This window comes from Catellatospora sp. NPDC049111, from assembly GCF_040648615.1.
In the GTDB taxonomy this organism is placed as follows: Bacteria; Actinomycetota; Actinomycetes; order Mycobacteriales; family Micromonosporaceae; genus Catellatospora; species Catellatospora aurea.
Genome location: NZ_JBEZEB010000001.1, coordinates 52,445 through 78,379, shown reverse-complemented (window position 1 = coordinate 78,379; position 25,935 = coordinate 52,445). Strand labels below are relative to the sequence as shown.

Below are 25,935 nucleotides of genomic sequence, written 5' to 3'. Positions count from 1 at the left end.
ACGGGGTGAGGGTTAAGAAGGGCACCTTCTTATACGCGTAGCGATAAGAAGGTGCCCTTCTTTGCTGTTTTGCGCCAGCGGCGGGGGTAGGAGGCGCGGGCGGTGGTGGCCAGGGTGCGTTCGCGTTCGGCGAGGCGGGCCAGGGTGACCGCGAGGTCGGGGTGGGTGTCGGCGAGGGCGAGCCAGGTGCGGGCGGCGAGGGTGGCGTCGGTGTGCTCGCCGAGGGAGTCCTGGAGGCGGGCCAGGGACTTGGCCAGGCGGCGGGCCGGGCGGTCGCCTGAGGCAGCGGCCGCGTCGGCGGCGTACCGGGCGCGTTTGACGTGGATGCGGACCTGGTGCCAGTCCACATCGGGCGCGGTCGGGGACAGGTCGGGCGCGCCGGGCACGCCCTTTCCGCCGCGGACCAGGCGACGCCACGGACGGGCGAGCAGGCCGGGCAGCGCCTGCGCGGCGGGTTCGGCGGCGGCGGGCGTCAGCGGGATGCGCCGGGTGGCGGCGGTGAGCCGGTCGAGCAGGGCCAGGTAGCGGCGGGTGCGCAGGGCGGCCAGCAGGTCCGCGTACGCCTGCTCGCGCCGTGCCGCCAGGATCGCGTCCAGGGCGGCCAGCTCGCCGTCGTCGCTCGGGCACGCCGGGCCGGCGGCGGCCGTGGCGCGCAGCCGGTCGCGCAGCACCTCCGCGTCGCGCGCCGCGCCCAGCAGGTCACCCAGCCAGCCGAGTTCCCGGCGCAGCGGCTTGGCCCAACGCTGGTCCACCAGTGGCTTGAAGGTGCGCAGGTCTGAGCGCAGGCGGCGGACGCCGACCCGCATCTGGTGCACGGCCGTGTCCCCGTCGGGCAGCGGCTCGTCCAGGCGTACCAGGGGATCGTGCGCCACGATGCGGGCCACCGCGCCGCGCACCGCGGCGAGGACCACGTCCGCCGCCCGCGCGCCCGCGGGCAGGGTCGCGGCCGGGGGCAGTAGATCCGGAGGGTACGCCGCCGCGGCCCCCAGCGCCCGCACCAGCTTCGGCGTGAAACCGCCCATCCGGGCCCCCGCCGCCAGCAGGCGCTCCTCCACAGCGGACAGCAGCTCCGCCGGCCCGCCGGTGCGCTCGACCTCGATCTCCCGGAAAGTACGCGGCACCGCCGTGCCGGACAGCACCTCGACGGTGTCGTCGGCGACCTCGGCCAGCCGCTCTCCCGCGGCGTCGCACAGGTCCACCCGCTGCCGCCGGGTCCGCAGCACCGCCACCGGCACCAGCGGCGACCCCCTGGTCAACGCGGCTACCAGCCACGTCAGCGCCTCCGGCGGCGACGAAGGATCGCCGCCGGCCAGCGAGATCTCCTGCCGGACCCCGGGCACCGCGGTCGGCAGCTTCACCGTCCACGGCAGCGCGTCGCCGACCCGGTGCCGCAGCGACGCCCCGGCTCGGGCCAGCCGCAACCCGGCCGTGTCGAAGTAGGTCGCGGTCAGCGTCACGGCCGCCCGAGCCGCCGGGCGGACGTCCGCCACGGCGAGCTCAGGCAGCACGAATGAGGGGGAGACGTCGTACTTGCGCTCTTCTTCCAAGGTCACCGCTTGAGCATCCGCTCCAGCAGCGAAGCCTGCAAATCAACCCGGGGGTGCTCCGAAGTGGAGATGAGGCGGGTCCAGGTGCCGTCCGGGTTCAGGTCGAACGCCTCGATACGGTCCGACATCGACATGTTCAGCAGCTCGGCCAGCTCGACCCGGGAGGGCTGGTCGGTCACCTGGATCAGCGCCTCGACCCGGCGGTCCAGGTTGCGGTGCATCATGTCGGCCGAGCCGATCCAGAACTCGGCCCGCCCCCGGCCCGCGGCCACGTCGCCGTTGCCGAACCGGAACAGCCGCGAGTGCTCCAGGAAGCGGCCCAGGATCGAGCGCACCCGGATGTTGTCCGACAGCCCTGGCACCCCCGGTTTCAGCGCGCACATGCCCCGGATCAGCAGGTCGATGTGCACACCCGCCTGCGAGGCGCGGTACAGGGCGTCGATGACCTGCTCGTCGACGAGCGAGTTCACCTTGATCTGCACCAGCGCCGGCTTGCCCTCGCGGGCGTAACCGGCCTCCCGTTCGATGCGCTCGATGATGCCCGCCCGGATGCCGTGCGGGGCCACCATCAGCCGCCGGTACGCCGTCTGGCGGCTGTAGCCGGTGAGTGTGTTGAACAGGTCGGTCAGGTCCGCGCCGACCTCCGGATCGGCGGTGAGCAGGCCGAAGTCCTCGTACAACCGGGCGGTCTTGGGGTGGTAGTTGCCCGTGCCGACGTGGCAGTAGCGGCGGATCTGGCCGCCCTCCTCCCGCACCACCAGCGCCGTCTTGCAGTGCGTCTTCAGGCCGATCAGGCCGTACACGACGTGGCAGCCCGCCCGCTCCAGCATGCGCGCCCAGCCGATGTTGGCCTTCTCGTCGAAGCGTGCCTTGACCTCGACCAGCACCACCACCTGCTTGCCCGCCTCGGCCGCGGCGATCAGCGCGTCGACGATCGGGGAGTCGCCCGAGGTCCGGTACAGCGTCTGCTTGATGGCCAGCACGTGCGGGTCGGCCGCCGCATGCTCGATGAAGCGCTGCACGCTGGTGGAGAAGGAGTGGTACGGGTGGTGCACCAGGATGTCGCCGTCGCGCAGGATGTTGAACATGCTGCGGGTCGACTCGCCCTCACGCAGCCGGGCGTGAGTGGCCGGGACGAAAGGGGGGTCCTTCAGATCCGGGCGGTCGCAGTCGTAGAGCTGCATCAGCCCGGACAGGTCCAGCAGGCCGGGCACCCGCAGCACGTCCCGTGAGTCCACCTCCAACTCGGTGACCAGGGTCGCCAGCACGTGGTCGGAGATGTCCGCCGCGACCTCCAGGCGCACCGGCGGGCCGAACCTCCGCCGCATCAGCTCCCGCTCCATGGCCTGCAGCAGATCCTCGTCGCGGTCCTCGTCGATCTCGACCTCGGCGTTGCGGGTCACCCGGAACACGTGCCGCTCCACCACCTCCATGCCGGAGAAGAGCTGGCCCAGCTCGTTGGCGATCAGCTCCTCGATCGGCAGGAAGCGGTAGGTGCTGCGGCCTTCGGCCGTGGTGCGGCCCACCTGTTCGATCCGGACGAAGCGCGGCACGTTGTTGGGCACCTTGACCCGGGCGAACAGCTCCTGCCCGGTGTCCGGCTCCCGCACCACCGCGGCCAGGTTCAGCGACAGGCCGGAGATGTACGGGAACGGGTGCGACGGGTCGAACGCCAGCGGGGTCAGCACCGGGAAGACGTGCTCGCGGAAGTAGACCCGCATCTGCTCGCGCTCGGCGTGCTCCAGGTCCGTCCAGCCCAGAATGTGGATGCCCGCCTTGGCCAGGGCAGGGCGGATCACCTTGGTGAACTCGGCGGCGTGGTCGGCGACCAGCTCGGCGGTGCGCTCGGAGACCATCTCCAGCTGCGCCCGCGGCGGCAGCCGGTCCGCGCCTCGGGTGGGCAGGCCGGTCTCCAGCCGGCGGCGCAGGCCGGCGATGCGGACCATGAAGAACTCGTCGAGGTTGCTGGCGAAGATCGCCATGAACTTCATGCGCTCCAGCAGCGGCAGGCGCGGGTCCTCGGCCAGCGCCAGCACGCGGGCGTTGAAGTCGAGCCAGGAGACCTCGCGGTTGAAGTAACGGTCCTCGGGCAGCTCGGTCAGCGCGGTGCTGGCGAACTCCGGGACCACCACGGTCACCGGCGGGGTGGCCGGGTGCGGCCGCGGTCCCTGCTCGGGCGCGGACCGGACGGCGAGAGGGGCGGCGGTGTGCTCGGGTGAGCCCTTCGCGACGGCGGTGTCGGCGGGCGGTGCCGGATCGGCCGTGACCGCGGTGATCACGGCGGGCGGTGCCGCGGGGTCCGTCACGACGGCGGTGTCGGTGGACGAGGGCACGGGGACGTCCGTGGTGGCCGCGGGGGCCTCCACAGGTGTGGACGGGGCCGGTGTCGGGGCATTTCCGGCCTTCTTGCGGGGACGTCGCGGGGCTGCGCTCACCACCTCATTTTTGCCCTATCGGGGTGAACAAGAGATGAACTCGGCTAAGCGTGGCGATGGCGGAACCCCGGCAACCGGACGCGGGTCGCACCCGGCACGGATCAGGGCATCGTGGGTATGGTGATCCGGCGCAACCCGCCCGCACCGTCATGCTCCAGGCGCACCCGCTGGCCCAGGCGCAGCAGCCGCAGCCCGGAGGCGTCGAACGCGGTGCGGTCGAAGGTGACCGGGGTGCCGTCGTCGAGCAGCAGCGAGCCGGTCCGGGTCTCGGGATCGAATGTCGCGACGGTGCCCTGCATGGCGTTCACGCTACTCCGCTGGTGTCGTCACGTCGGCGCGGAGCACCCCCCAAGCTCGCACCACAGCGAGATCGTCGGCGGTGTCGACGTCGCGGCGCAGCGTGGGCCAGGCCCCGGCCAGGCGTATCGCGCCGGAGTGCTCGTGCGCGGCGGCCGACCCGGGGCCGAACCGCGGGTCGAGCGGGTCGCCGGGCGCGGCCACCAGCAGCACCGTGCCGAGACCGGCCGCGTCGGGCACGAACGCGCGTCGTCCGGCGGCCGCGGCCAGCGCCTGGGCGAGTTCCGCCGGTCGCAGAGCCGGCACGTCGGCGGGTAGGGCCGCCACCAGCGGCACGCCCCCGGCGGACCGGCGGTCTGCGGCCCGCCCCGATCCGTCGCCTCGGCCGGTCGCCACGGCCGCGGCCCGCCGCAGCGTGTCGTTCAGGTCCCGGCCCTCGTCGGCGAGCAGGCCCGCCCCGCACTCGCGCAAGGCAGCGGCGGCCCGCCGATCCCGGGTCACGACCAGGACCTGTGCCACCCCGTCGGCGGCCAGCGCGGCGGACACGGTGGCGCGGGCGAGGTCCAGCACCAGGTCCTCGTGCCCGGCGGCGGCGCCGCGCAGCCGGCTCTTCGCCTCGGCCAGCGGCTTCAGCGGCACCAGCACGGTGACTCCGGGTGCGTACACTCGGCCATTCTGGCAGCCCGCCCGGTCGGTCAGCGGGGTGGCAGCCTCCGGCGGCTGAGGCCGTCACCCGGACGGACATGGCATGATGCGCTGAACATGGAGGCATGACGGAGCGTCGCGGCAGCGACGGGCCGGGCAGCCCGGGGCGTGGCGGAACGCACGGGGGCGCACCATGATCCGTGAGGATTCACTCGCGGGCGGCGTTACGGACACCCTGACGCGGGCATGTGAACGGGTGGAGGACAGGGAGGCTTCGTTGGCACGGCGCAGGCTGGGCTTCTGGTCGCGGTTCGCGGTGTGCTTGGTCAAGCCACCGCTGATCGCGCTGACCAAGCGGGACTGGCGCGGCTGGGAGCACATCCCCGCCGAGGGCGGCGTGATCCTCGCGGTCAACCACGTGTCGCACGCGGACCCGTTCACCACCGCGCACTACGTCTACGACTCCGGCCGCTGGCCGCAGTTCCTGGGCAAGGAGAGCGTCTTCCGGATCCCCCTCGCCGGGAAGATCCTGTACTGGTGCCGCCAGATCCCGGTGCACCGGGGCACGTCCGACGCGGTCAAGGCGCTCGACGCGGCGGTCGAGGCGGTGCGGGCCGGCGGCGCGGTCGTCATCTACCCCGAGGGCACCACCACCAAGGAACCCGACCTGTGGCCGATGCGGGGCAAGACCGGTGTGGCCCGGCTGGCGCTGGCCACCGGCGCCCCGGTCATCCCGATCGCGACCTGGGGCCCGGAGAAGATCTTCGACCCGCGTACCAAGAAGGTCCGGCTCATGCCGAAGATCCCGGTGTCGCTGTGGGCCGGCCCGCCGGTCGACCTGTCGAAGTGGGCCGGTGCCGAGCCGAGCGCGGCGGTGCTCAACGAGATGACCGACGCGGTCATGATCCGGCTGCGCGACCTGCTCGCCGAGATCCGCGGTGGCCAGGCCCCGCCGATCTGGAGCCCGGCGGCCAAGAACGGCGCCGATGGCGACACGGCGACCGTGGAGGGTGCCCGATGAGGGCCGCCGTGCTCGGCGCGGGCTCCTGGGGCACCGCGTTCGCGAAGATCCTAGGCGACGCGGGCAACGACGTGGTGCTGTGGGCGCGCCGGCCGGAGATCGCCGCCGCCATCCGCGACACCGGCCGCAACCCGGAATACCTGGAGACCACCCCGCTGGGCGAGCGGGTGACCGCCACCGCGTCCGCGACCGAGGCGATCAAGGGCGCGGACCTGGTCGTGCTCGCGGTGCCGTCGCAGACGCTGCGCGTCAACCTGGGCGACTGGGCCGCCGACCTGACCGCCGACTCCACGCTGGTGTCGCTGATGAAAGGCATCGAGCTGGGCACCACCCAGCGCATGAGCCAGGTCATCGTCGAGGCCGCCAGGGTCGCGCCGGATCGCGTCGCCGTGGTCAGCGGCCCGAACCTGGCCGGCGAGATCGCGCTGGAGCAGCCGGCCGCGACCGTCGTCGCCTGCACCGACATCGACCGGGCCACCCGGGTGCAGCACGCCATCACCACGCCCTACTTCCGGCCGTACACCAACGACGACGTGGTGGGGTGCGAGCTGGGCGGGGCGGTCAAGAACGTGATCGCGCTGGCGTTCGGCATCGCGCACGCCATGGGGCTGGGCGACAACACCAAGGCGACGCTGATCACCCGCGGCCTGGCCGAGACCGCGCGGCTGGGCGTCGCGCTGGGCGCGGACCCGCTGACCTTCTCCGGCCTGGCCGGCCTCGGCGACCTCGTCGGCACCTGCATGTCGCCGCTGTCGCGCAACCGCACCTTCGGCGAGCACCTCGGCCGGGGAAAGACCCTGGAGCAGGCGCAGGCGGCGACGAAGTACACCGCCGAGGGCGTCAAGAGCTGCCTGGCCGTCCGGGACCTGGCCCGTTCGCACGGGGTCGAGATGCCGATCACCGAGCAGGTGGAGCGGGTCTGCCACGAGGGCGTCGATCCCAAGGTCGCCGTCGCGGCCCTGATGTCCCGCTCGACCAAGGCGGAGTGAGCAGGCGCTACGTTCTCTGCATGACAACGCAGTACGGGGACAGCACCCGTTCCCTTCATGCAGGCATACCCGACCCCGTCCCGGGAGCACCGATGCTGCCCGGCCCCGTGTTCGCCGCTCCCTACCACCTCGACCCCGAGGGCTACACGCCCGGCGTCGACGGGTACGGGCGGGGCGACAACCCCACCCGGCGCCTGCTGGAGAGCGCGATCGGGGAGCTGGAGGGCGGCGACTGCCTGGCCTTCGCCAGCGGCCAGGCGGCCATCACCGCCCTGCTGCTGTCGGTGCTGCGCTCGGGCGACACCCTGATGATCCCCTCGGACGGGTACTACAACGTCCGCTCGTTCGCCGCGTCGACGCTGGACCGGCTCGGCGTGACCACGGTGGAGGCGCCCACGGCGGGGCCGTACCCGTCGTTCGAGGGCGTCCGGCTGGTGCTGCTGGAGACCCCGGCCAACCCGGGTCTCGACCTGGTCGACATCGCCGAGGTCGCGCGGGCGGCGCACGCCGCCGGGGCGCTGGTGGCCGTCGACAACACCACCGCCACCCCGCTCAGCCAGCGGCCGCTGGAGCTCGGCGCCGACGTGGTCGTCGCGTCCGGCACGAAGGCGCTGGCCGGGCACTCCGACATGCTGCTGGGGTACGCGGCCACGAACTCGGCCGAACTGCTCGACGCGATGCGGCAGTTCCGCACCCTGGGCGGCGCGGTGCCCAGCCCGTTCGACTGCTGGCTGGCCCGCCGCTCCATGGGCACCCTCGCCCTGCGGCTGCGGCAGCAGTCCGCCAGCGGGGCCGCGGTCGCGCGACTGCTACGCGAGCACCCGCTGGCCGACAACGTGCGCTGGGCCGGCGACAGCGACCTGGCCAAGCGCCAGATGCGCATCATCCCCGGCCTGGTCTCCTTCGAGCTGCCCTCGGCCGAGCACGTCGCGGCGTTCCTGCGCGCGTCGGCGCTGGTCGCCGCGGCCACCAGCTTCGGCGGCCTGCACTCCAGCGCCGACCGCCGCCACCAGTGGGGCGACAGCGTGCCGCCGGGCTTCGTGCGTTTCTCCTGCGGTGTCGAGGACACCGAGGACCTGCTCGCCGACCTCACCCAGGCCCTGGACTCCGCCGCGAAGCTCTGAACCGCCCGCCTTGATCATCGGATTTGCCTGGTAATCGTGCGTATCTTGAACGCGGATATGGCCGGTTGCCAGGCAAGTCGGTGGATCTAGACGGTGCCGGCGACGGCGGCCGGGGTCGGTGTGCTCGCGGCCGCGGCCAAGGCCAGGATGTGGCGGCGGACGATCAGCAGCGGGATGATGCCGAACAGGCCGAACGAGATGTCGATCGGGATCCACCACCAGGGCAGGCCGCGGATGGGGGCGGCGATGAGCGCCAGCGGGACCACCGCGACGCAGCACAGCATGCCCCAGTGGATCACCCAGAGGTTGCGGACCGGGTCGCGCAGCGGGCCGTAGAACGCCATCGCGATCACCAGGTGGGCGAAGGCCAGCCAGTCCGTGCCGTACGCCAGGAACGGGAAGTCGCGGTCGGCGGTCTCCGCCCCGGTGCGGACCGTGCCGATGAACTCGACCAGCGCCGCCGGAGCGGGCACCCAGTCCTCGGTCAGCAGGCCGTCCAGCCAGCGCAGCTCGGCGAGTAGGGGAAACGCCGTCACGCCGCTGAGCACGAGGCCGATGATGAAGAAGACGAGCCAGTACCGGATGCGCCGCAGGCGCGCCTGAGGGGTCACGCTGCGAGAGGGTAGTGCCACCCTGGGGTGCGGTGCGACGTGCTCTTCACCGGATCACCACAACGCACGGTAGGGTCAGCCGCGTGAGTGAAAGCAGCCAGCGTAAGACCCGTGTCGCCGTCGTCTTCGGCGGCCGGAGCACCGAGCACGCCATCTCCTGCGTCAGCGCCGGCAGCATCCTGGCCGCGCTCGACCCGGCGGAGTTCGAGGTCGTGCCGGTCGGCATCACGAAGGAGGGCCGCTGGGTGCTCACCTCGGGCGACCCGGCGCAGCTGGCCATCGAGGGCCGCAGCCTGCCCGAGATCACCGCCGCCTCCGGGCAGGCCATCGTGCTGCCCGCCGACCCGACCAGCCACGAGCTGGTCGTGCTGGAGCCGGCCGAGGGCGCGGCCGCGCTGGCCGGGGTCGACGTGGTCTTCCCCGCGCTGCACGGCGCGTACGGCGAGGACGGCACCATCCAGGGGCTGCTGGAGATGGCGGGCATCCCGTACGTCGGGGCCAACGTGTTCGCCTCCGCGGCCGCCATGGACAAGGAGTTCACCAAGAAGCTCGCCGCCGCCGAGGGCATCCCGGTCGGGCCGTACGCGGTGCTGCGCAACGGCCAGGAGTTGTCCGAGGCCGACAAGGAGCGGCTGGGCCTGCCCGTGTTCGTGAAGCCGTCGCGGGCCGGGTCCTCGTTCGGCATCACCAAGGTCAGCAGCTGGGACTCCCTCGACGCGGCGCTGGCCAAGGCGCGCGCGATCGACCCGAAGGTGCTCGTCGAGGCGGGCATCGTCGGCCGCGAGGTCGAGTGCGGTGTGCTGGAGAGCGAGGCCGGCGGCGGCGCCGAGGCGTCCGTGCTGGCCGAGGTGCGAGTGGTCGCCGGCGGGCACGAGTTCTACGACTTCGAGGCGAAGTACCTCGGCGAGGACTGCGAGTACGACCTGCCCGCGAACCTGCCCGCCGAGATCGCGGCCGAGGTGCAGGAGCTGGCCGTGCGCACGTTCACCGCGCTGGACTGCGCGGGCCTGGCCCGGGTCGACTTCTTCGTCACCGAGGACCTGAAGGTCTACCTCAACGAGATCAACACCATGCCGGGCTTCACCTCGACCAGCATGTTCCCCCGGATGTGGGCGGCCAGCGGCCTCGACTACCCGAAGCTCGTCTCCCGCCTGATCCGCACCGCCCAGCGCCGGGGAACCGGCCTGCATTAGGCGCGGGTGCCGCAGCCCACGGGGATGCGTTCGGCGTGCGGCACGGTGGCGAGCAGGGTCTTGGAGAAGTTGATGACCCACTGGCCGGGCGTGTCGTACGCGGCCGGCACGGTCACCCGGACGGGCACCTCGCGGTCGACCGTCGTCCACGCGCCGTCGCCCTTGTGCCAGCACACGCCATCCAGCGTGTACACGTCGTCGGTGGGGGCGAAGCTCGGGGCCGGGCCGCCGCAGGCCACGGTCAGCGCCGGATCGCCGTACGCCGCGTTCTGCTCGTGGCCCGCGCTGACGTCGCGGCGCGGCAGGTCGCGCACCTGGTCGGGCAGCTGCGACAGCAGCGCACGGCACACCGTGGCCTGTCGCTCGTTCAGGGCGGGCGCGGCCATCGTCACCGGCGTGGTGGGCATCACCTGCGGGCCCGCCGCGACGCTGGGCTGCGGTGCGGGTTCGGCCGGCGGGCGCATGGCCTGGAAGAATCCGAACCCGGCCAGCAGCGCGAGCGGCAGCGCGATCACGGTCGCGATCGTCTTGGCGGACGCTCGGCCCGACCGTGCCGTCTGGTCGTTACTCATAGGTGGATGATGGGGCACGTCAGGGTGCGGGTGATGTTGGGTATCAACTGGATCTGTGACAGCACCAGTTTGCCCAGCTCGTCGACGGTGTTCGCCTCGACCATGGCGATCACGTCGTACGGGCCGGTCACCGCGTCCACCCGGGTGACACCCTGGATATCGCCGATGGCCGCGGAGACGTCGACGGACTTGCCGACCGACGTCTGAATCAGGATGTAAGCGTGGACCACGGACGACTCCTTCACACGTGCCGCCTGTGAAAGTACCTCACCGAGGGTGCACAGGCTGCGGCAGGAGGCGCAAGGGTGATTAAGGAAGCCAATGTGAGCGGGCGCAGCGAGGAAGTCGGGGCAGCATGAGCATCGCGCGGACGGGGGAGTTCGGGCTGATCGAGCGGGTGGTGGCGCGGCTGGGGACCGGCCCTGCCACCATCGTCGGGCCGGGCGACGACGCGGCCCTGGTCATCGCCTCGGACGGGCGGGTCGTCGCCTCCACGGACGTGCTCGTCGAGGGCCGGCACTTCCGGCGTGACTGGGCCGAGGCGGAGGACATCGGCCGCCGTGCCGCCGCCGCCAACCTCGCCGACATCGCCGCTATGGGCGCCACCGCGACGGCGCTGCTGGTGGGCCTGTGCATGCCGCCGGACCTGGACGTGGCCTGGGCCGAGCAGCTCTCCGACGGGCTGGCCACCGAGGCGGCGCTAGTCGGGGCGAGCGTCGTCGGCGGGGACATGACCGCGAGCCCCACGCTGACCATCGCGGTGACCGCGCTCGGCGACCTGCACGGACTGCCGCCGGTGCTGCGTTCGGGGGCGCGGGCCGGGGACGTGGTGGCGCTGGCGGGCCGGGTCGGCTTCGCGGCGGCCGGGTACACGGTGCTGTCGCGCGGCTTCCGCACCCCGAAGATCCTGGTCGAGGCGTACCGGCGGCCGGTGGTGCCGTACGCCCTCGGGCCGGCGGCGGGCCGGGCCGGGGCGACCTCGATGATCGACGTGTCGGACGGGCTGATCGCGGATCTCGGGCACATCGCGCAGGCCAGCAAGGTCGGCGTCAACCTGCACCGCAGCGCGTTCAAGGTGCCGGAGCAGATGCGCGACGCGGCGCTCGCGCTGGGTGTGGACCCGTACCAGTGGCTGCTGGCCGGTGGCGACGATCACGCGCTGGCCGCGACGTTCCCCGCGGACGTGGCACTGCCGGAGGGCTGGCACGTGATCGGCGAGGTGGTCGAGGGCAGCACGGTGACGCTCGACAACCGGCCGTGGTACGGCCCGAAGGGGTGGGACCACTTCCGGGCATAGCGGGCATGCGCAGTATCCTCTGCGCCGTGACCGAGATTGAGATCAAACCGACTCGCTACGGCGGGTCGGTGGCCCGAAAACTGATCGCCGAACTCATGGCCGACCTGGCCGAACGTTACGGCGACGCCGATGCGACCCCGATCGAGGCCGTCGAGTTCGACCCGCCCGACGGCGGCTTCTTCGTGGCATACCTCGACGGCTCGCCCGTCGGCTGCGGCGGCTGGCGCAGCTGGGCCGGCTCGGAGGAGATCGCCGAGATCAAGCGCGTGTACACCTCGGCCACGGTGCGCGGCAAGGGCGTCGGCAAGGCGATCATGGCGGCGCTGGAGGCCGACGCGCGCTCGCACGGCCGGTTCCGCGCGATCCTGGAGACCGGCACCGCCCAGCCCGAGGCCATGGCCATGTACCAGGCCATCGGCTACCAGCTGATCGCGAACTTCGGCCACTACCGCGACGAGCCCGGCTGCCGCTCCTACGGCCGCACGCTCTGAGCGGACCTTCGAGCCCGATCCGGTCGCACCGGCTGCCCCGAGACGCTGGCGGGGCGCGGTGCGGTAGGCGGACGAAGGCGCTGCGGCACACGGTGATCGGCAGTCCTGCCGAGTCGTAGGAGTACGCGGGTGCCGGGGTGTGCCCGATCGCCGGTGGCACCGCGTTGTCGTTGCACGCTGCGCGGTGACGTGGCGGCCCCGCCGGGCGCCGCCATTCCGGAGAACCGCACCCGGTCAGGACGCCGTCAGGGTCTCCATGCCGGCGCGGCTATTCGCGAGGTCGGCAGCGCACTCCATCGGGTTCGACAATCGTGCGGTTGTTGCCGTCTTTGAGGACATGCACACCTTCCGTGTACTCGCAGCGGTACCCCGTCGGCTCGGGGTCTCCCGCCAGGAGCGCTGCCAGAGTGACGGCCCCGACCAGGGGTACCAGGATCGCAACCAGCTCCAATGTCGCCAGTTGCGCGTCGACCCGTGTTGTCATCGAGTTTGCGCTCCTGAGCCTGTCCCAGTTCAGGCGAATCGCCGAGTTGAAGCCGTTCTCGTCCCAGTCTTCGTCACGGCCATCCACCGAGGTGGTGCCGCCCACGCCGGCCTGGTGACTCACGGCGATCGCCTGTTCAGTCCCGGGGATCTTGATGACCGAGCCCACGACGCAGTCCAGCCCCACGAAGCCGCTGTTGTGCAGATGGCCCCGGTAGTGGAACGATCCGGCGCTGGTCAGGGTCAGCTGTGCGAAGCCGCCGACAGATGACGTACCGATATGGCCTGACCTGAAGACCCGCCGTTCGGGGAACTCCACCGGTTGTTCTTCCTCATTGAGCCAGCCGATCGCACCTCGCTCGAAGTGGCTGATACGTCCTGGTTGAGACGTGTCCGGGTCGGTCCACTCCATCTCGTCCGTTACCGGAAGTCCGAGATAGCTGCGTTCCTGACCGAGTTGGAACCAGCGCTCACGTACGTTGCCATGAATTTCATGGGCACCGCTCTGCGGAGAGAAATAGATCGATCCATGCTGAAACGCCGTGAATCTACCGATGTCGCCAAAGGTCGGGCTTTCATCGCTCAGTGGGTATCCGAGCAGTCCCGCGGGGCCTCCGACGGCATGGTACCGGTCGAGAATCGCCCCGGAGACCCACCGCGCCCCGGTCTGCTCGTGCCAGTAGACGGTGCCGCTCGTGTATCGCCGGAGAAAGCCGCCGTTGCCTGCGTCCTGGACGTCGGACACCGGTGACCGCGGCCCCGGAGGTCCCTGGCTGGTGATGGCGACTTTGTCCTCGATCGCCTGAGCTGCCTCGACCAGGGCGGAGAACGGCTTGACGAGGAAGGTGAACGGAAATCTCACCGGCCGATTCGGTTCCACACCCAGAATGTCGATCGCGGCGGGCACCTCACCCAGGGGTGCGTCGCCATTGGCTTTCATCCGAATGGAGGTGGTCGCGCTGCCGCCGGCCGGGATGCTCACAGACTGTTTCGGCACGTCGAGGTGTTGATGTGGAAGGTCGAAGGTGAGCTGCGCGGCCGGATTGCCCGGAGGCAACGTGACGCGGACCGGCACCAGCACTTCCTGATTCCGGTGGACGACGACGGGACTGCTGAGAAACTCGAACCCCACGCCGCCGACCACGAGACTGACCGGAATTTCGACCCGCTCCCAACTCGCGCCGGTGGCGAGGAGGATGAGCACAGCATCCACTCGGGATGGCGCCCCGGCAGCCGGCACGACGAACTCCACCGCGCCTTCGACGATCAGATCCGGAGTGACACTCAGCGGTGCGTTCGCACCCACCTTGCCGACCTCGGTGAAGGACACCGCACCGCCCATCGTCCGGACTTCTTCGCGCAGGTGGGTTGGAAGCTGGTCGATCTCCTCGTCGGTCAACGGCACGAGATGCTCGGCGACCGCCCGGATCTCGCGGAGCCGGATGATCGCGCCGCCACCGGAGATCGAGCCTGTCACCGTGCCGCTGGGAACGATCCTGACGAGAAAGTCCTGACTCACCGTCTCGCCCGGCTTCGCGGTTCGAGCGATCCGCACGGGATCGACGATCGGCCCGGCCATGGCTGCTCCAATACTCCGACAGGAACACTGGACCGCTCCATTGTCGGTTACCGAGCGACCGTATGTCCTGGTTTGCGGACATGGAGGTGGGAACGCGTCTGCTGCTCAGCCCCGAGACATGGCCGATCGCTACTGCGCGAGACGTAATTCGCAACGGTCGACGGTGCCCAGCGCCGCATCTGGGCACAGGCAGGGTGCGGCCAGGAAGGCCCGGTCAGTGGCGAGGCGGCGAGCGCGGCAGGGGGAGTGGGGCGGAGGGCGGGTCTGTGCGGCGGGTGTGGGTGTTTCGGGCATAACGAAAGCCGCCGAGCGGTGCTCGGCGGCTTTCGTGAAAGTTCGCGTCAGGCGCGGGCGACCTTGCCGGCCTTCAGGCAGGAGGTGCAGGCCTGGACCTTGCGGGAGGTGCCGCCACCGGCGGGGGTACGCACCGTCTGGATGTTCGGGTTCCAGCGGCGGTTGGTCTTCTTCTTCGACCACGGCACGTTGTGACCGAAGCCCGGTCCCTTGCCACAGACGTCGCACACGCTAGCCACGGAATACTCCTGAGTTCGTCTTGATCAACTACCCGACCAAGCGTCACTGTGCCGGGAACTTTGCCAGGGTACCTGACGCGCAGGGCACGTGCCCAATCGGGGCGGAGCCGCCCGGTCGTATCCGACCCGTGCGACGGCTGACATGACTCTATCGTCCACCACGCCCAACGCGAGAACCGGGTGCGGCACCGATAGGCTTGCGCCCGTGCTGGAGGTCCTGGACATCGCGGCGGTCAGACGCTGGAGTTCGCTGGCCGTGGCCGGTTTGAGCAGGCATGAGCAGGCGCTGAACCAGCTGAACGTGTATCCGGTGCCCGACGGCGACACCGGCACCAACCTGCTGCTCACGCTGTCCGCGGCGGAGCAGGCGGTGGGCGGCGCGCTGACGGACGCGCCGTCGACGGGAGCGGTGCTGCGCACCATGGCGCGCGGCGCGCTGCTGGGCGCGCGCGGCAACTCCGGCGTCATCAGCGCGCAGTGGCTGGCGGGCCTGGCCGACGCCGTGGACGGCGACGGGCTGGCGGCGGCGCTCGACGCGGCGGCCAAGTCGGCGTACGCCGCGGTGGCCAGGCCGGTCGAGGGCACGATCCTCACCGTGGCGCGGGCCGCCGCCGAGGCCGCGCACCAGGGCTCCGACGAGCCCGCGGCCGTACGCGCGGCGGTGCTGGGCGCGCGGGACGCGCTGGCCCGCACGCCGGAGCAGTTGCCGGTGCTGGCCGCCGCCGGGGTGGTCGACGCGGGCGGGCAGGGACTGGTGCTGCTGCTGGAGGCGCTGCTGGAGGCGCTGACCGGCGAGCACGACGAGAGCGAGGTCGACGGTGCGGCGGCATACGCCGGCGAGCACGGGCATGACCACGGTCACGCCGGGCACGGCCACGGCTCGGCGGCGCTGACCTACCGCGGGCCCGCGTACGAGGTGCAGTTCCTGATCGACACGGGGGCGGCGGAGATCGGCGAACTGCGTGGTGCGCTGGACCGGCTGGGGGACTCGCTGGTCATCGTCGGCGGTGCGCCGACCTGGCGGGTGCACGTGCACGTGGACGACGCGGGCGCGGCGATGGAGGCGGGGCTCGCGGCCGGGCGGCCGTACCAGATCCAGATCACTCACCTGACCAGCTCGACCGCGGAGGGCGCGCCGCGGCGGCCCGACCCCACGGCGCGTGCGGTGGTCGTCACCGCGGCCGGGGACGGCATCGAGGAGCTGCTCATCGCCGAGGGTGCGGTGGCGATCGGCGGCAACCCGTCCACCGCGGAGGTGCTCGACGCGATCCTCGCCACCGGCGCGGGCCGCGTCGCGGTGCTGCCCACCGACTCCAACCTGCGCGCGGTGTGCCAGGCCGCGGCCGAGGAGGCGTTCGGCGAGGGCGTCAAGGTGCGCGTGGTGCCGACCCGCTCGCCGGTGCAGGCCCTGGCGGCGCTGGCCGTGCGCGACCACGCCCGCCGGTTCGAGGACGACGTGATCGCGATGGCCGAGGCGGCGGGCGCGTGCCGCTCGGCGGAGGTCACCACGGCCAGCCGGGATGCGCTGACGGTGGCCGGGCGCTGCCGCCCCGGCGACGTCATCGCCCTGGTCGAGGGCGAGGTCAACCTGATCGGCGACGACCTGACCACGGTGTGCTGCGGGCTGCTCGACCGGATGCTGGCCAGCGGCGGTGAGCTGGTGACCCTGCTCACCGGAGCGCAGGCCCCGGACGGCCTGGTCGAGGCGGTGACCGCGCACGTGGCCACCCGCTGGCCGTTCGTGGAGGTGCACGCCTACCCGGGCGGCCAGCCGCACTACCCGCTGCTGGTGGGCGTCGAGTGAGGGCCGGCCTGTCACAGGGCCGGGAGAGGATCGGGTATGACCTCCGCTGACGTGGACACCGACCTGTCGAAACTGGTCGGGGAGAAGACCGCCAAGGCGCTGAAGACCCACCTCGACCTGTACACCGCCGGTGACCTGCTCTATCACGTGCCCCGGCGCTACGACCAGCGCGGCGAGCACACCGACATGCGCACGCTGGAGATCGGCGAAGAGGTCACCGTGCTGGCCCAGGTGCAACGCACCACGACCCGGCCGATGCGGCAGCGGCGCGGCAGCATGCTGGAGGTCGTCGTCGGCGACGGGGCCGGCGGACAGCTCGTGCTGACGTACTTCCAGCAGGCCTGGCGCGAGCGCGACCTGCGCCCCGGGCGGTGGGGCCTGTTCGCGGGCAAGGTCAGCGACTTCCGCGGCCGCCGCCAGCTCAACAGCCCCGAGTACGTGCTGCTCGACTCCGGTGCCGCCGACGGCGAGGTGGCCGCCGAGGTGGAGGAGTTCGCCGGGGCGCTGATCCCGGTGTATCCGGCCGCCGCGGCCGTGCCGACCTGGGTGATCGCCCGCTGCGTGCGGGTCGTGCTGGACACGGTGACCATGCCGCCGGACGCGACGCCGTCCCGCATCCGCGCCGAGCGCAAGCTGATCGACCTGGCCACGGCGCTGCACGAGATCCACCGCCCGTCGTCCAAGGAAATGCTGTACATCGCCAAGCGCCGGCTGGCCTGGGACGAGGCCTTCGCCGTGCAGCTCACGCTGGTGCGGCGCAAACGGGACGCGGCAGCGTGGCCCGCCAAACCCCGCCCCCGGCGCGACGGCGGCCTGCTGGCCGGGTTCGACGCCGCGCTGCCGTTCACGCTCACCGACGGGCAGCTCGCCGTCGGCGAGGAGATCGCCGCCGACCTGGCCGTCGCGCACCCGATGCACCGGCTGCTGCAGGGCGAGGTCGGCGCGGGCAAGACGCTGGTCGCGCTGCGGGCCATGCTGCAGGTGGTCGACGCGGGCGGGCAGGCCGCGCTGCTCGCGCCGACCGAGGTGCTGGCCACCCAGCACCACCGGGGCATCACCCGGATGCTCGGCCCCGCCGGACGCGCCGACGAACTCGACGGCGACCCGAACGGCACGCAAGTCGCCCTGGTCACCGGCTCCCAGGGGGCGGCGGCACGGCGCAAGGTGCTCGCCAAGGTCGCCGACGGCAGCGCCGGGCTGGTCATCGGCACCCACGCGCTGCTGTACGAGGGCGTCGACTTCGCCGATCTCGGCCTGGTCGTCGTCGACGAGCAGCACCGCTTCGGCGTCGAGCAGCGCGACGCGCTGCGGGCCAAGGCCGAGCAGCCACCGCACGTGCTGGTCATGACCGCGACCCCGATCCCGCGCACGGTCGCCATGACGGTGTACGGCGACCTGGAGGTGTCCACGCTGTCGCAGCTGCCCGGCGGGCGCTCGCCGATCGCCTCGCACGTGGTCCCCGTCGCCGAGAAGCCCGCGTTCCTCGATCGGGCCTGGCGGCGCGTGGTCGAGGAGGTCCAGCAGGGCCATCAGGCGTACGTCGTGTGCCCGCGCATCGGTGACAGCGGCACCGACGACGACACCCCGCCGCCCGACGACGCCGTCGAGGACGAGCGCCGCCCGCCGGTCGCCGTGCTGGACGTCGCCCCGCTGCTGGCCGAGGGCCCGCTGCGCGGGCTGCGGATCGGGGTGCTGCACGGCAAGCTGCCCGCCGACGAGAAGGACGCGATCATGCGCGCGTTCTCGGGCGGGCAGCTCGACGTGCTGGTCGCCACGACCGTGATCGAGGTCGGGGTGGACGTGCCCAACGCGACCGCGATGGTCATTCTCGACGCCGACCGGTTCGGCGTCTCCCAGTTGCACCAGTTGCGCGGCCGGGTCGGCCGGGGCAGCGCCGCGGGCCTGTGCCTGCTGGTCACCGAGGCCGTGGCGGGCACCCCGGCCCGCGAACGGCTGGACGCGGTCGCCTCCACCCTGGACGGCTTCCGCCTGGCCGAACTCGACCTGGAGCAGCGCCGCGAGGGCGACGTGCTGGGTGCCGCCCAGTCCGGCCGCCGCTCCCACCTGCGCCTGCTCTCCCTGCTGCGCGACCGCGACCTGATCGGCGAGGCCCGCGCCGAGGCCGAGTTGCTCCTCACCGAGGACCCGGACCTGTCCGCCCACCCGCTCCTGGCCGCCCAGATCACCCGCCTCGTCGACGACGACCGCGCCGAATACCTCCAGAAGGGCTGACCCCCCGAAGCCGTCCTCCGGCCGTCCCGGTCCGTGGTGGCCCGGCTGGCGCCGGGCCGTCCCGCGCGCGGGGTTCGGGGTTCGGTGGGGTCCCGGGCCGCACCAAGGTCGTTCGACTTGCCTGGCACGTGTGCGTATCTTGAGGCCGCTTTCGCCCGGTTGCCAGGCAAGTTCGACGATCATGGCGCGGTCGTCCCGTGCCGTGGGAGCCGGCCGGGGGAGGGCGGGTCGGTTCGGTGCGGCGGGCGACGGGGACGCGAAGAGGGGGCGGGTCCGTGGTGGACCCGCCCCCTCTTTCAGGTGATCAGGACGATCAGACCTCGGTCATGTTCAGGCGGCGGCGGCGCGCCAGCATGAAGACCGCGAAGCCGAGCGCGACCAGCAGCAGGCCGGACACCACGAAGACGGTGACGTTGGCACCGGTGCGGGGCAGGGTCGGCGGGGCCGAGGGCGAGGCCGACGGGGTCGGCGTCGGGCACTCCTTGGCCTCGGCCTGGTACTCGTCGATCTTGACGCCGTTCTCGAAGACCTCGATCGCCGTGGCGGCGGCCTTCGGGACGGTCACCTTGACCGGGTCCTCACCGGGCTGGATGGTGATCTTCTCGCTGGTGAAGCCGCCCGCGCCCTTGACCTCGAACACCGCCGCCTTGGTGGCGTCCTTGGCGTTCATCAGGGTGACGGTGGCGACGCCGGTGCAGTCCGAGGCGAACACGGCTGACGGCTTCGGCGCGTTCTTCACACAGCTGCCCTCAAAGGCGACCACGCGCGACTGGGTGTCGCCCGGCTGGCCCTCCCAGTTCAGGCGGATCTTCAGACGCACCGCGGTGGCGTTGCCCGGCACCGCCTGGGTGGCCTGGACCGTGCCGCCGCCCGGGATGCTGACGCCGCCGTGCAGGCCGACGACGCTGGCCAGGTCGGTCAGCGGCTCCCAGTTCTCCGTGCCGTACTCGACGGCCGAGAACTTGGGGTCGTTCGGGTTCTCGGCCTTGTTGATGATCGTGACCTTGGCCGGGTCGGTGTAGTGCTTGTTGATCGCCGACCAGGAGACCTTCCAGTTGCCGGTCTCGGTGTCACACGCGGCCTGACCGGTGAGGTCGGCCTTGTAGTTGCCGCACTCGGACTTGTCGAGCGCGATGTGGCCCGCGTTGGTCTGGGTGTTGCCGTTGGACCACTTGCCGAAGATGGTCAGGTCGGCGGTGGTGGTGTCGAGGCCGGTGCGCTGCTCGCCGACGATCTTGCCGAGCTTGCCGTCGGCCTTGCCCGGCAGGGTGGCGCCGTCGACGATGTTCGTGATCGCGCTGTCGGGCGACGACTTGTCGTCCACGACGTCGATCACGGCGGTCAGCTTGGTGTCCCAGTTCTCGACCGTCCAAGTGATGATCCACTCGTTCGGCGTGCACTTCGCCTTCGCGGTGATCGTGGTGTGGTGCGCCTGGGCGGGGCTGGCCAGAACGGCGACGCCCGCGAGGCCGAGCAGCACACTGCCGGAGTATGCCGCGAGGCGGCGCAGGATGGGGCTCTTCACACGTGCTCCAGTTCGGGGTGTGTGGGACGAGGGTGAAGCTGTGAAGCGACCGCCTGACCCTAGTGAAGCTCCATCGGGGGTACGAAGTGCTCAGAGAGCAGTTAAAGGAACCGTTGCCGAATCGTTATCGCATTCGCGTGACGATCCATATCTCGGTGGCGTTGCGCGCATGAACAGGTGAACCAGCGTCACCGAGCGACCGACGAGCAGACGACGATCAGCCGCCCGCGCCCATGCCGTAGCGTCGTGATCGTGACCAGGATTGTGGCCGGCCGGTACGGCGGGCGACGGCTCCATGCCCCGACCGGCCGCGACACCCGGCCCACCTCCGACCGCGTACGCGAGGCGCTGTTCTCGGCGCTGGAGGCCATGACGGACCTGTCCGGCGCGCGGGTGCTGGACCTGTTCGCGGGCTCCGGCGCGGTCGGCCTGGAGGCCCTGTCCCGCGGCGCGTCGCACGTGCTGCTGGTGGAGTCCGACGCGAAGGCCGTCCGGGTGATCCGGGAGAACATCGCCACGCTGGGCGCGGGAGCCGCGGCCCGGGTGGCGGCCGGCAAGGCGGCGACGGTGCTGGCCGGCGGCCCGGCCGACGGGGCCTACGACGTCGTGTTCGCCGATCCGCCGTACGCGCTGAGCGAGGAGGACCTCGCCGCGGTGCTGTCCGGGCTGGCCGGCAACGGCTGGCTCGCCGAGGACACCGTGCTGGTCGTGGAGCGCTCCAGCCGCTCGCCGGAACCCGCCTGGGTGCAGGGCATCACTGGCGAACGCAGCCGCCGCTACGGGGAGACCGCCCTTTGGTACGGTCGCGCCGTTGCGCAGAGTGGCGGAGCGGTCTTACCGGAAGGGTGAGCAGCTAGTGAGGCGTGCGGTCTGTCCCGGATCCTTCGATCCGGTCACCCGGGGACATCTGGACATCATCGATCGGTCGTCGCGCCTGTTCGACGAGGTGATCGTCGCGGTGCTGGTGAACCAGACGAAGCAGGGGCTGTTCTCCATCGAGGAGCGCATCGAGATCCTGCGCGAGGTCACCAAGAACCTGCCCAACGTGCGGATCGAGTCGTTCCGGGGGCTGCTGGTCGACTACTGCCGCGACAACGACGCCCAGGTCGTGGTCAAGGGCATCCGCGCGGTCAGCGACTTCGACTACGAGCTGCAGATGGCGCAGATGAACATCGGCCTGTCCGGGGTGGAGACCCTGTTCATGCCGACCAACCCGCTGTACTCGTTCGTGGCGTCCAGCCTCGTCAAGGAGATCGCCAAGTGGGGCGGCGAGGTCTCCTCCTTCGTTCCGGAGCTGGTGGAACGGCGTCTGCTGGAGAAGTACCGGGACACCGGGGCCGACTGAACCGCAGGTCCGTCGCGGCGACGCGCCGCAGGGGTCCCCGGTCTGCCACACGGGTGGACGGGGGACGCATCATGGTGTGGACAACAACGCTGGACAAGGAGTGACCGTCGGTGGACCCACTCGACCGGATTGACGACATCATCGCGCTGGTGGAAGCCGCGCGATCGGTGCCGATGTCGCGTAACTGCATGGTCGACCGCGGTGAGCTGATCGGCGCGCTGGACCAGCTCCGGGCAGAGTTGCCCGGTGAGCTGCGGCGGGCCGCTGCCCTGCTGGAGGAGCGGGACAAGATCCTCGACGCCGGGCGGCGCGAGGCGGACCGGATCATCCACGAGGGTGAGCAGGAACACGCCCGGCTCGTCTCGGTGAACGAGATCACTGTCTCGTCCGAGCACGAGGGCTCGCGCATCGTCGGCGAGGCCCGCGCCGAGGCGCAGCGCCTGCGCGAGGAGGTCGACGAGTACGTCGACACCGCGCTGGGCAACTTCGAGCAGTTCCTGACGCGTGCGCTGGCCTCCATCGAGCGCGGCCGGGACAAGATGCACGCGCTGCGCGAGATCGGCTCGTTCGTCCCCGGCGACGACGACCGCCCGCTTCCGTTTTGATCTGAGTCATGCGGATCCCGCTACGCGGCCTTAATCGGTGTCATCCTGCGCTGCGCTCCGGATGACACCGAGCGGCCGCTTCGACGGGATCCTGGGCGCGTGACCGCGCCGACTGCTGGTGGCGGTTCGACGGGGAGCCGCGGCTTCAGGTAATCTTCTACGTCGGCCTGCGATGACGGCCTCCATCTACCTGCCCAGTGAAAGCTCATGCCTGCACACTCGACGAAACACCTCGACCCGCGCGCTCCGCTCGTCCTCGACACTCGGGACCTGCCGCGAGGCGCGGGGTCGATGCGTGCCGTCCATCGGGTGGTGCCGGCCCCGGCTGAGCTGGGTCTTCAGCTGATCGGTGTGCCCGAGGGCGCGGACCTGACGCTGGATCTGCGGCTCGAGTCGGTGTCGGAGGGCGTGCTCGTCTCCGGGACCGTCTCCGGTGAGGTGGCCGGCGAGTGCGCCCGCTGCCTCACCGACATCGGCGAGCCGCTGACCGTGCCCATCCAGGAGCTGTTCGCTTACGCGGACAGCGCCACGGACGAGACCACGGACGAGGACGAGGTGGGCCGGCTCCAGGACGACATGATCGACCTTGAGCCGACGCTGCGGGACGCGGTGGTGCTGGCGTTGCCGGTCAACCCGCTGTGCCGAGAGGACTGCCCAGGGCTGTGCTCCGAATGCGGGGCGCGCTGGGACGACCTGCCCGAGGATCACTCCCACGAGCAGATCGACCCGCGCTGGGCGAAGTTGGGCAAGCTGACCGGCTCTTCAGGGCCGGACGAGCCGGCCGAGCCGGCGCCCTAGATCGGTGATGTGCCCGCCGCGTTCGCCGCGGTGGGGGCCGAGACCCGGGTACGACGGCTGCGGCCGTACCGAGATAATGGTCGGCGACCGCCGACTACTACTGAGGAGTAAGACAGTGGCAGTCCCGAAGCGCAAGATGTCGCGCAGCAACACCCGTCACCGCCGGGCGCAGTGGAAGGTGAGTGCGGTCGCGACCGTCGCCTGCCCGCAGTGCAAGTCGGCCAAGCTGCCGCACGCCGCGTGCAGCGTGTGCGGCACCTACAACGGCCGCCAGGTTCTCGAGGTCTGAGTCTCAGGCGATCCCGGTGCATCCGGGAAGCTGTGAAACGTCACGTCGCCGGCTGGTTCTCGCCAGCCGGCGACGTCGCCGTACCTGTGCTGCCCCTCAGCCGCCGGGAGGGGAGTGACTGATGGCCTCGAAGCCGTCCCAGGATCCGCGTGCCGCCGAGCGGTCCGCGGAGGCCGCCGCGGCCGATCTCGCCGCGGCGTTCGGCGTGACGCTGGAGCCGGAGCTGCTGGAGCGGGCGCTGACCCACCGCTCGTACGCCTACGAGCACGGCGGGCTGCCCACCAACGAGCGGCTGGAGTTCCTCGGCGACGCCGTGCTGGGCGTCGTCATCACCGCCTCGCTGTACGAGGCCCATCCCGACCTGCCCGAAGGCCGCCTGGCGAAGCTGCGGGCCAGCGTGGTGAACTCGCGCGCCCTGGCCGGGGTGGCCCGTTCCCTCGGCGGTGGCGGCATCGGCCGGCACCTCCTGCTCGGCAAGGGCGAGGAGACCACCGGCGGGCGCGACAAGGAGTCGATCCTCGCCGACACGCTGGAAGCGCTGCTGGGCGCGATCTACCTCGAACACGGCATGGAGAAGGCCGCCGAGGTGGTCCGCGCGCTGTTCGACCCGCTGATGGCGGAGTCCGCGCGCCGGGGCGCCTCCCTGGACTGGAAGACGAGCCTGCAGGAGCTGACCTCCGCGCACGGCTGGGGCGTGCCCGAATACGCCATCGAGGAGCAGGGCCCCGACCACGCCAAGATGTTCACCGCCTGGGCGGTCGTCGGCGGCGAGCGCTTCGGCGGCGTCACCGGCCGCACCAAGAAGGACGCCGAGCAGCGTGCCGCCGAGGACGCCTGGAAGCTGCTGTCGCACCGGGCCGTGGACATCTCCCATCCCGAGGCCCGCGAGGCCTGAGGCCGCCACCGGCGGGAACGTCGGTGGCGTTGTTCATGATGTGAGCGACGCCCGGGTCACGGCCTGGCTGAACGCGTCGTCACTGCTCCGCCGCCGCCACGCGCGGCGGCCGGCGAGGGAGGCTGGAGTCATGCCCGAGTTGCCCGAGGTCGAGACGGTCCGCAGCGGCCTGGCCCGCTGGGTCGTCGGCCGCACCATCGCCACGGTGGAGGTGCGGCACCCGCGTGCCGTGCGCCGTCACCCGGCCGGGGCGCAGGACTTCGCCGACGTGCTGGCCGGGCGGACGATCACCGAAGCCCGCCGCCGAGGCAAGTACCTGTGGCTGCCGCTGGACAGCGGGGACGCGGTCGTCGGCCACCTCGGCATGTCCGGCCAGCTGCTGGTGCAGCCCGCCGACGCGCCGGAGGAGAAGCACCTGCACATCCGGTTCGACTTCAGCGACGACGGCCCGCAGCTGCGCTTCGTCGACCAGCGCACCTTCGGCGGGCTGGCGGTCTCGCCGGGCGGCGCGGCGCTGCCGGCGGAGATCGCGCACATCGCGCTGGACCCGATGGACGCCGCGTTCGTCGAGGCCGACTTCCTGGCCGCGCTGCGGCGCAGGCGCACCGCCGTCAAGCGGGCGCTGCTCGACCAGACGCTGATCTCGGGGGTCGGCAACATCTACGCCGACGAGGCGCTGTGGCGGGCGAAACTGCACGGCGAGCGGCCCAGTGACGAGCTGACCAAGCCGGCCGCGTCGCGGCTGCTCGGACACGTGCGCGACGTGCTCGGCGAGGCCATCGCGGTGGGCGGCACGACCTTCGACGCGCTGTACGTGAACGTCAACGGCGAGTCGGGCTACTTCGACCGCTCGCTCAACGCGTACGGACGCGAGGGCGAGCCGTGCTCGCGGTGCGGGTCGCCGATCCGGCGCGAGCAGTTCATGAACCGCTCGTCGTTCTCGTGCCCGCGCTGCCAGCCCAGGCCGCGCACGGTGGGCCGGGCGTGACCCGCCTGCAGGCCGGGTCGCGGTCCCTTCGCCGCCCGGCTTGAGGTTCAGCCCGGCGGCCGGTCGGGCGAGTCCGGGACGGTCAGGTCGGCGTCGGTGTGCTCGGCGTCGAGCAGGCCGACCGGCAGCGACATCCGGTGCGCCTGCGTGATCAGCTCGTCGACGACGCTGCGCGGCGCGCCGGCCAGCTGGTCCAGGACCGCGGCGTCGAAGCCCTTGTCCCGGCACAGCCGCAGCCGGTCGGTGAGGATGGGCGTGATCCGGGTGCGCAGCTCGCCCTCGGGGGCGTCCCAGCGCACCCGCCCGGCTTCGCTGGTCATCTCGGCGGGGAAACGCGCCGCGTCGGGCCGGTCGCGTTCGACCTCGGCCAGCGGCAGGTAGCAGACCGCCCGGCGGCGGGCGTGGTGCAGGTCCTCGACCGTGGCGGCGGCGGTGGTGAACCCGTCCAGCACGAACACGTCGGCCGCGGCGGGCTGCGGCGGCGCGGCCAGCGACCACTGCCAGCGCAGCCGATCGGGTACGGCGGCCGGCGGCGGGGCGTCGTACCAGTGGGTCGGCCGGGCCGGTGTGGCACAGGCGACGCAGCCGAGCGCGACCATCGCGCTGACCGGGACGCGGGCCCCCGCGATCCGCACGG

Annotated in this window: 26 protein-coding genes; 15 read left to right on the top strand and 11 right to left on the bottom strand. The window is 71.8% G+C overall.

What is annotated here, in order from left to right:
- Positions 1 to 29 precede the first annotated feature (29 nt).
- From AB0B66_RS00375 to cofC, 4 genes are all read right to left on the bottom strand, one after another.
- On the bottom strand, positions 30 to 1,553 hold the full coding sequence (locus tag AB0B66_RS00375; RefSeq protein ID WP_360520524.1) for a CYTH and CHAD domain-containing protein: 1,524 nt from the start codon (positions 1,551 to 1,553) through the stop codon (positions 30 to 32).
- Positions 1,550 to 3,880, bottom strand: coding sequence for an RNA degradosome polyphosphate kinase (locus AB0B66_RS00370; protein ID WP_360521696.1), 2,331 nt, complete (start codon positions 3,878 to 3,880; stop codon positions 1,550 to 1,552). Before AB0B66_RS00370 ends, AB0B66_RS00375 begins: the two co-directional genes overlap by 4 nt.
- A 203-nt stretch (positions 3,881 to 4,083) precedes the next feature.
- Positions 4,084 to 4,281, bottom strand: a complete 198-nt coding sequence (locus tag AB0B66_RS00365; protein ID WP_360520521.1) for a cold-shock protein — start codon at positions 4,279 to 4,281, stop codon at positions 4,084 to 4,086.
- A 10-nt stretch (positions 4,282 to 4,291) separates the two neighbouring features.
- The gene (gene cofC / locus AB0B66_RS00360) at positions 4,292 to 4,945 is read right to left on the bottom strand and encodes a 2-phospho-L-lactate guanylyltransferase (RefSeq protein ID WP_360520518.1); all 654 of its coding nucleotides are present in this window, start codon (positions 4,943 to 4,945) and stop codon (positions 4,292 to 4,294) included.
- A 256-nt stretch (positions 4,946 to 5,201) separates the two neighbouring features.
- Between cofC and AB0B66_RS00355 the strand changes: the two genes are divergently transcribed.
- From AB0B66_RS00355 to AB0B66_RS00345, 3 genes are read left to right on the top strand one after another with little or no spacing between them, the layout of a single operon-like run.
- Positions 5,202 to 5,945 (top strand): lysophospholipid acyltransferase family protein, encoded by a 744-nt coding sequence (locus AB0B66_RS00355; RefSeq protein WP_360520515.1) that lies wholly within the window; start codon positions 5,202 to 5,204, stop codon positions 5,943 to 5,945.
- Positions 5,942 to 6,934, top strand: coding sequence for an NAD(P)H-dependent glycerol-3-phosphate dehydrogenase (locus AB0B66_RS00350; RefSeq protein WP_360520512.1), 993 nt, complete (start codon positions 5,942 to 5,944; stop codon positions 6,932 to 6,934). Before AB0B66_RS00355 ends, AB0B66_RS00350 begins: the two co-directional genes overlap by 4 nt.
- Positions 6,935 to 6,954: 20 nt before the next feature.
- On the top strand, positions 6,955 to 8,058 hold the full coding sequence (locus tag AB0B66_RS00345) for a cystathionine gamma-lyase (protein WP_360520509.1): 1,104 nt from the start codon (positions 6,955 to 6,957) through the stop codon (positions 8,056 to 8,058).
- Between the two features lie 86 nt (positions 8,059 to 8,144).
- Here the strand turns inward: AB0B66_RS00345 and AB0B66_RS00340 are convergent, their stop codons facing one another.
- On the bottom strand, positions 8,145 to 8,669 hold the full coding sequence (locus tag AB0B66_RS00340; RefSeq protein WP_360520506.1) for a hypothetical protein: 525 nt from the start codon (positions 8,667 to 8,669) through the stop codon (positions 8,145 to 8,147).
- An 83-nt stretch (positions 8,670 to 8,752) separates the two neighbouring features.
- Between AB0B66_RS00340 and AB0B66_RS00335 the strand changes: the two genes are divergently transcribed.
- Positions 8,753 to 9,862 carry a D-alanine--D-alanine ligase family protein gene (locus AB0B66_RS00335; RefSeq protein WP_360520503.1) on the top strand — a complete coding sequence of 370 codons (1,110 nt, stop codon included), beginning with the start codon at positions 8,753 to 8,755 and terminating at the stop codon, positions 9,860 to 9,862.
- On the opposite strand, the gene AB0B66_RS00330 is transcribed toward AB0B66_RS00335, so the two are convergent.
- On the bottom strand, positions 9,859 to 10,434 hold the full coding sequence (locus AB0B66_RS00330; RefSeq protein WP_360520500.1) for a DUF3515 domain-containing protein: 576 nt from the start codon (positions 10,432 to 10,434) through the stop codon (positions 9,859 to 9,861). The genes AB0B66_RS00335 and AB0B66_RS00330 overlap by 4 nt on opposite strands.
- Positions 10,431 to 10,664: an Lrp/AsnC ligand binding domain-containing protein gene (locus tag AB0B66_RS00325; protein ID WP_360520497.1), complete on the bottom strand. Its 234-nt coding sequence runs from the start codon at positions 10,662 to 10,664 to the stop codon at positions 10,431 to 10,433. The genes AB0B66_RS00330 and AB0B66_RS00325 overlap by 4 nt, the downstream gene beginning before the upstream one ends.
- A gap of 125 nt (positions 10,665 to 10,789) precedes the next feature.
- Here AB0B66_RS00325 and AB0B66_RS00320 point away from each other — a divergent pair, with 125 nt between their 5' ends.
- Together AB0B66_RS00320 and AB0B66_RS00315 are read left to right on the top strand one after the other, a co-directional pair.
- A complete protein-coding gene (locus AB0B66_RS00320) occupies positions 10,790 to 11,731 on the top strand; it encodes a thiamine-phosphate kinase (RefSeq protein ID WP_360520494.1) in 942 nt (313 codons plus the stop codon).
- 26 nt (positions 11,732 to 11,757) lie between these two features.
- The gene (locus tag AB0B66_RS00315) at positions 11,758 to 12,222 is read left to right on the top strand and encodes a GNAT family N-acetyltransferase (protein WP_360520491.1); all 465 of its coding nucleotides are present in this window, start codon (positions 11,758 to 11,760) and stop codon (positions 12,220 to 12,222) included.
- A 268-nt stretch (positions 12,223 to 12,490) separates the two neighbouring features.
- Here AB0B66_RS00315 and AB0B66_RS00310 read toward each other — a convergent pair whose 3' ends face one another.
- Together AB0B66_RS00310 and rpmB are read right to left on the bottom strand one after the other, a co-directional pair.
- On the bottom strand, positions 12,491 to 14,284 hold the full coding sequence (locus AB0B66_RS00310; RefSeq protein WP_360520488.1) for a hypothetical protein: 1,794 nt from the start codon (positions 14,282 to 14,284) through the stop codon (positions 12,491 to 12,493).
- A gap of 341 nt (positions 14,285 to 14,625) precedes the next feature.
- Entirely contained in the window at positions 14,626 to 14,817 is a 192-nt protein-coding gene (gene rpmB / locus AB0B66_RS00305) for a 50S ribosomal protein L28 (RefSeq protein ID WP_203694308.1), read from the bottom strand.
- 205 nt (positions 14,818 to 15,022) lie between these two features.
- Here rpmB and AB0B66_RS00300 point away from each other — a divergent pair, with 205 nt between their 5' ends.
- The gene (locus AB0B66_RS00300; protein WP_360520485.1) at positions 15,023 to 16,621 is read left to right on the top strand and encodes a DAK2 domain-containing protein; all 1,599 of its coding nucleotides are present in this window, start codon (positions 15,023 to 15,025) and stop codon (positions 16,619 to 16,621) included.
- A gap of 36 nt (positions 16,622 to 16,657) precedes the next feature.
- A complete protein-coding gene (gene recG, locus AB0B66_RS00295) occupies positions 16,658 to 18,853 on the top strand; it encodes an ATP-dependent DNA helicase RecG (protein ID WP_360520482.1) in 2,196 nt (731 codons plus the stop codon).
- Positions 18,854 to 19,166: 313 nt separating this feature from the next.
- Here recG and AB0B66_RS00290 read toward each other — a convergent pair whose 3' ends face one another.
- A complete protein-coding gene (locus AB0B66_RS00290) occupies positions 19,167 to 20,378 on the bottom strand; it encodes an LPXTG cell wall anchor domain-containing protein (RefSeq protein ID WP_360520479.1) in 1,212 nt (403 codons plus the stop codon).
- Between the two features lie 216 nt (positions 20,379 to 20,594).
- Here AB0B66_RS00290 and rsmD point away from each other — a divergent pair, with 216 nt between their 5' ends.
- The 7 genes from rsmD to mutM all read left to right on the top strand — a co-directional run bounded on the left by rsmD (position 20,595) and on the right by mutM (position 25,298).
- Positions 20,595 to 21,227 (top strand): 16S rRNA (guanine(966)-N(2))-methyltransferase RsmD, encoded by a 633-nt coding sequence (gene rsmD, locus AB0B66_RS00285; protein ID WP_360521693.1) that lies wholly within the window; start codon positions 20,595 to 20,597, stop codon positions 21,225 to 21,227.
- A gap of 7 nt (positions 21,228 to 21,234) precedes the next feature.
- Entirely contained in the window at positions 21,235 to 21,723 is a 489-nt protein-coding gene (coaD, locus tag AB0B66_RS00280) for a pantetheine-phosphate adenylyltransferase (RefSeq protein ID WP_360520476.1), read from the top strand.
- A 110-nt stretch (positions 21,724 to 21,833) separates the two neighbouring features.
- Positions 21,834 to 22,328, top strand: coding sequence for a hypothetical protein (locus AB0B66_RS00275; protein WP_360520473.1), 495 nt, complete (start codon positions 21,834 to 21,836; stop codon positions 22,326 to 22,328).
- Between the two features lie 207 nt (positions 22,329 to 22,535).
- On the top strand, positions 22,536 to 23,126 hold the full coding sequence (locus AB0B66_RS00270; RefSeq protein ID WP_360520470.1) for a DUF177 domain-containing protein: 591 nt from the start codon (positions 22,536 to 22,538) through the stop codon (positions 23,124 to 23,126).
- Between the two features lie 115 nt (positions 23,127 to 23,241).
- On the top strand, positions 23,242 to 23,415 hold the full coding sequence (gene rpmF / locus AB0B66_RS00265; RefSeq protein WP_120318486.1) for a 50S ribosomal protein L32: 174 nt from the start codon (positions 23,242 to 23,244) through the stop codon (positions 23,413 to 23,415).
- Positions 23,416 to 23,536: 121 nt separating this feature from the next.
- Positions 23,537 to 24,310 carry a ribonuclease III gene (gene rnc / locus AB0B66_RS00260; RefSeq protein ID WP_203694316.1) on the top strand — a complete coding sequence of 258 codons (774 nt, stop codon included), beginning with the start codon at positions 23,537 to 23,539 and terminating at the stop codon, positions 24,308 to 24,310.
- Between the two features lie 130 nt (positions 24,311 to 24,440).
- A complete protein-coding gene (mutM, locus tag AB0B66_RS00255) occupies positions 24,441 to 25,298 on the top strand; it encodes a bifunctional DNA-formamidopyrimidine glycosylase/DNA-(apurinic or apyrimidinic site) lyase (RefSeq protein ID WP_360520466.1) in 858 nt (285 codons plus the stop codon).
- Between the two features lie 47 nt (positions 25,299 to 25,345).
- On the opposite strand, the gene AB0B66_RS00250 is transcribed toward mutM, so the two are convergent.
- Positions 25,346 to 25,933: an endo alpha-1,4 polygalactosaminidase gene (locus tag AB0B66_RS00250; RefSeq protein WP_360520463.1), complete on the bottom strand. Its 588-nt coding sequence runs from the start codon at positions 25,931 to 25,933 to the stop codon at positions 25,346 to 25,348.
- Between the last annotated feature and the right edge of the window lie 2 nt (positions 25,934 to 25,935).

Bases quoted from the DNA above. Each gene is read 5' to 3' on its own strand.
- AB0B66_RS00330 (WP_360520500.1), bottom strand. From the start codon at position 10,434: ATGAGTAACGACCAGACGGCACGGTCGGGCCGAGCGTCCGCCAAGACG.
- mutM (WP_360520466.1), top strand. From the start codon at position 24,441: ATGCCCGAGTTGCCCGAGGTCGAGACGGTCCGCAGCGGCCTGGCCCGC.
- AB0B66_RS00310 (WP_360520488.1), bottom strand. From the start codon at position 14,284: ATGGCCGGGCCGATCGTCGATCCCGTGCGGATCGCTCGAACCGCGAAG.
- AB0B66_RS00345 (WP_360520509.1), top strand. From the start codon at position 6,955: ATGACAACGCAGTACGGGGACAGCACCCGTTCCCTTCATGCAGGCATA.
- rnc (WP_203694316.1), top strand. From the start codon at position 23,537: ATGGCCTCGAAGCCGTCCCAGGATCCGCGTGCCGCCGAGCGGTCCGCG.
- recG (WP_360520482.1), top strand. From the start codon at position 16,658: ATGACCTCCGCTGACGTGGACACCGACCTGTCGAAACTGGTCGGGGAG.
- AB0B66_RS00270 (WP_360520470.1), top strand. From the start codon at position 22,536: ATGCCTGCACACTCGACGAAACACCTCGACCCGCGCGCTCCGCTCGTC.
- AB0B66_RS00320 (WP_360520494.1), top strand. From the start codon at position 10,790: ATGAGCATCGCGCGGACGGGGGAGTTCGGGCTGATCGAGCGGGTGGTG.
- AB0B66_RS00365 (WP_360520521.1), bottom strand. From the start codon at position 4,281: ATGCAGGGCACCGTCGCGACATTCGATCCCGAGACCCGGACCGGCTCG.
- AB0B66_RS00350 (WP_360520512.1), top strand. From the start codon at position 5,942: ATGAGGGCCGCCGTGCTCGGCGCGGGCTCCTGGGGCACCGCGTTCGCG.